At 64.6% G+C, this 3,850-nt stretch carries 4 protein-coding genes and 1 pseudogene; 4 read left to right on the plus strand and 1 reads right to left on the minus strand.

The genetic code is table 11. From position 1 onward, the window contains the following. From H8A95_RS41960 to H8A95_RS41975, 4 genes and pseudogenes are all read left to right on the plus strand, one after another. A pseudogene (locus H8A95_RS41960) lies at positions 1 to 492 on the plus strand (DNA polymerase III subunit gamma/tau); the annotation flags it as partial. A gap of 21 nt (positions 493 to 513) precedes the next feature. Next, positions 514 to 834: a YbaB/EbfC family nucleoid-associated protein gene (locus tag H8A95_RS41965; RefSeq protein WP_021079589.1), complete on the plus strand. Its 321-nt coding sequence runs from the start codon at positions 514 to 516 to the stop codon at positions 832 to 834. 97 nt (positions 835 to 931) lie between these two features. After that, positions 932 to 1,537 carry a recombination mediator RecR gene (gene recR / locus H8A95_RS41970; RefSeq protein ID WP_163160808.1) on the plus strand — a complete coding sequence of 202 codons (606 nt, stop codon included), beginning with the start codon at positions 932 to 934 and terminating at the stop codon, positions 1,535 to 1,537. A gap of 143 nt (positions 1,538 to 1,680) precedes the next feature. Further along, complete coding sequence (locus tag H8A95_RS41975; RefSeq protein ID WP_229188302.1) at positions 1,681 to 2,109, plus strand: hypothetical protein; 429 nt, start codon at positions 1,681 to 1,683, stop codon at positions 2,107 to 2,109. 223 nt (positions 2,110 to 2,332) lie between these two features. Here H8A95_RS41975 and H8A95_RS41980 read toward each other — a convergent pair whose 3' ends face one another. After that, complete coding sequence (locus H8A95_RS41980; protein ID WP_229188303.1) at positions 2,333 to 3,709, minus strand: AmpG family muropeptide MFS transporter; 1,377 nt, start codon at positions 3,707 to 3,709, stop codon at positions 2,333 to 2,335. Positions 3,710 to 3,850: the final 141 nt, after the last annotated feature.

Below are 3,850 nucleotides of genomic sequence, written 5' to 3' on the forward strand. Positions count from 1 at the left end.
CCGCGCGCCGACCTCGCAGCGCGGCCGCAGATGGCGGCCCCGGCCACCGATGCCGTTCCGGTGCTGCGGATCACGAGTTTTCCGCAACTGATCGCGCTTGCCGGTGAGAGGCGCGACATCATGACCAAGGCCGCGCTGGAGGCCGATGTGCGGCTGGTGCGCATCGAGGATGGCCAGCTCGAGATCGCGCTCGAGCCGAAGGCACAGCGCGCGCTCATCACCGATTTGTCGCGCAAGCTCGAACTGTGGACCGGGCGGCGCTGGACCGTGATCATCTCCAACGAGGCCGGCCAGCCGACGGTGCGCTCGCAGAACGAATTGGCGCGCAGCGAGCATCAGCGCGCCGCCGAAGCCGATCCGCGTGTGCAGGAGGTGCTGGCGCGCTTCCCCGGCACCAAGGTGGTCGAGGTACGTCGCCTTGCCCCTGAGGTTCCGGTGGCGGATGCGACCGGTGAAGACCCGATTGAAACTTCCGACAGCGACGACGATTGATCTGATTACAGGAACGCACGCATGGCTGATTTTCTCGGCATGATGAAGCAGGCAGCGCAGCTGCAATCCAAGATGCAGGAGATGCAGGAGCAACTCGGCAATGTCGAGGTCGAGGGCATCTCCGGCGGTGGCCTTGTCGCGGTGCGCATGACTGCGAAGATGGAAGTGAAGGGCGTCAAGATCGATCCGTCGCTGATGAAGCCGGAAGAGCGCGAGGTGCTCGAGGATCTGCTCGTCACCGCGCATGGCGATGCGCGCCGCAAGGCCGAGGCGGCGATGCAGGAGAAGATGATGGCACTCACTGGCGGGCTCGGCCTGCCGCCGGGATTTGGTCCGACTTAGAGCTCGACGAGATTAAGATGAATCATCGTGCTTTGGTTCTTTGTTTGAGCATGATCTCTTCGGAAAACCGCTTCGCACTTTTCCGGATCATGCTCTAATGGCTGCAAGCGTTGCCGGTCCCGAGATCGAACGCCTGATCCAGTTGCTGGCGCGGCTGCCCGGGCTCGGGCCGCGCTCGGCGCGGCGCGCGGCGCTGCATCTGATCAAGAAGCGCGAGGCGTTGATGACGCCGCTGACCGCGGCGCTGCAGGTCGCGATCGACAAGATCCAGGTCTGCAAGACCTGCGGCAACATCGATACACAAAACCCCTGCACGGTGTGCACCGATCCGCGCCGCGATCCCGCGATCATCGTCGTGGTCGCCGACGTCGCCGATCTCTGGGCGCTGGAACGCGCCAATGCGACCAATGGCCGCTATCACGTGCTCGGCGCGACGCTGTCGCCGCTCGACGGTGTCGGTCCGCAGGATCTCACCATCGATCAGCTGGTGGCGCGCGCGCATGCGCCTGAAGTCAGCGAGATCATCCTGGCACTGAATGCGACCGTCGATGGCCAGACCACAGCGCATTACATCACCGACCTGCTGTCGGAGGCCAATGTCCGGGTGACGCGGCTTGCGCATGGCGTGCCTGTCGGCGGCGAGCTTGATTATCTCGATGAAGGTACGCTATCGGCTGCCATGCGGCAGCGGACGCTGTTCTAGCGCGCTCGAAGGCCAGTTCGGTGATATTCGCCGGGTGATCGGTCACAAGTCGAAAAGATCGCGCTGAAACAAAATGATAGGGTGGATGTCGATTCGGGGACGGTCATCCACGCTCTAAAGAATCAAATACGGAACCACGGCAAATGACGACACACCGATTCGGCGTACGCTTGGGCTTTGCGTGTCTCGCGGCAATTTTCGCCGCGCCCGGCGCGATCGCGCAGCAGAGCGATGCGCCGCAGAAGCCCGGCAAGATGATCCACGCCGGCGACGTGCTGTCGGGGGAACTTGGCGTCATGAAGGTGCGCGACACCAAGAACCGCGGCAAGCGTGTCGCGACCTACCAGATCACCAGCGAGCCGCGCCGCCTGCCGCCGCCGAACGGTCTCTGCAATCTCGAGACCGGGCCGGAAACCTTCCAGCTGATTCCGACCAACGATGCGCAGGCCGCGCAGCTCAAGAGCCTCTCCGGCAAGGCCATCTCGGTGAAGGTCGACGAAGTCGTCTGCGCCAAGGACGCCGGCGAGATGAGCGAAGCCATCGTCACCAAGTGGAGCGTGGTGGCGAAGTAGGGCGCGCCAATCGAGAGGTTTCCCGAACAGCTAATTCCTCGTCGTCCCGGACAAGCGAAGCGCGATCCGGGACCCATAACCACCAATGGTCGTTGTTGAAGCAAGTTGGGGCCCCAGCCTTCGCGCCACAAACATTTGTGGTTATGGGTCCCGGCTTTCGCCGGGACGACAATGAATGTGTGGCGGGATTGCGCTTCGCTCCATCCGAGCTACGACAATTGGGCTAAACCCGCACCGGCCCCAACTCATCAAAATGCCCGCGCCGTTGCAGCCAGAGCAGCAGGATCAGGCTCGGGATCGCGACCACCACACAGATCACGAAGAACACCTGCCAGCCGACCGCCTTGGCGATATAGCCCGCGCCCGATGACAGATAGGTGCGGCCGACCGCCGCGAGCGCCGTCAACAGCGCATACTGGGTCGCGGTGTGTAGCGGATTGCGGCACAGCGCCGAGAGGTAGGCGACGAAGATCACGGTGCCGATCGCGCTGGTGAAGTTCTCCGCCGTGATCGCAAGCGCCAGCGCCCATTGATCGACCCCGACATGGGCGAGCCAGGAGAACGACAGGTTGGCGACCGCCTGCAGCACGCCGCCGATCCACAGGCTGGTTGCCAGCGAATAGCGCCGCGCCACGAAGCCGCCGGCAAAGCCGCCGATCAGCGTTGCGGCAAGGCCGACGCCCTTCACGATCGCCGCGTAGTCGACCTTGGAAAAGCCGAGGTCGATCACGAACGGCGCGGTCATGGTGCCTGAGAACGCATCGGTGAACTTGAACAGCACCACGAAGGCGAGCGCGGCAAGTGCGTCCTTGCGGCTGAGGAATTCGGAGAAAGCGCCGAGCGCGGCGTGCAGCACGCGCTCTGCTGCGTTCTGCGCGTGGGTGGCCGCCTCCGCGCCTCTCGATTGGACCGGCTCGGTCGCCGCAAGCGATGTGACGATGCCGATCACGACCAGCGTGGCCATCACCATATAGCCCCACATCCACGCCGAAGAGCGCGCAAGGCCGGCGGATTCGAAGCCGCTGACGATGAACAGCGCGCCGGCGGTCGAGACCAGCATGCCGACGCGATAGGCCGCGACATAGGACGCCATGCCGGCGGCCTGTTCGCTTTCGGGCAGGCTTTCGACGCGGAAGGCGTCGACCACGATGTCCTGCGTCGACGACGCCGTTGCGACCAATAGCGCTGCAAAGGCCGCGAACCACGGCGAGCGTGCCGGATCGGCCACCGCCAGCACCACGATCGCCGCGATCAGCAACAGCTGCGAGAGCAGCAGCCAGCCGCGGCGCCGTCCGAACACCTGCGTGAACAGCGGCACGTGCAGCGCGTCCACCAGCGGCGCCCAGAGGAACTTCAGCGTGTAGGGCGTGCCGATCAGCGCCAGCAGCCCGATGGTGCCGAGATCGACCCCGGCCTCCTTCATCCAGACCTGCAGCGTCGAGCCCGACAGCGCCAGCGGTAGGCCCGAAGAGAAGCCGAGCAGCAGCACGATCAGCACCCGCGGCTGCAGGTACACCGCCAAGCCGTCGCGCCAGGAAGTGGCGGCGGGGGCAGCGGGTGGCTTGGCGGACGCGTCTGACAAGGCTTCAGGTGCGGTCATAGAGTCGGTGTTACCAGATTCGGCCTCAAAAAGACTGTCATTGCCCGGCGGGTGATGACCCCAAAAGCTTGGCGGGGATGCCACGTCAAATTCGGTGTCGTCCCTGCCTGGTGCGCAATTGCGCACGGGAGCAGGGACCCA

The organism is Bradyrhizobium oropedii, from assembly GCF_020889685.1.
Taxonomy (GTDB): domain Bacteria; phylum Pseudomonadota; class Alphaproteobacteria; order Rhizobiales; family Xanthobacteraceae; genus Bradyrhizobium; species Bradyrhizobium oropedii.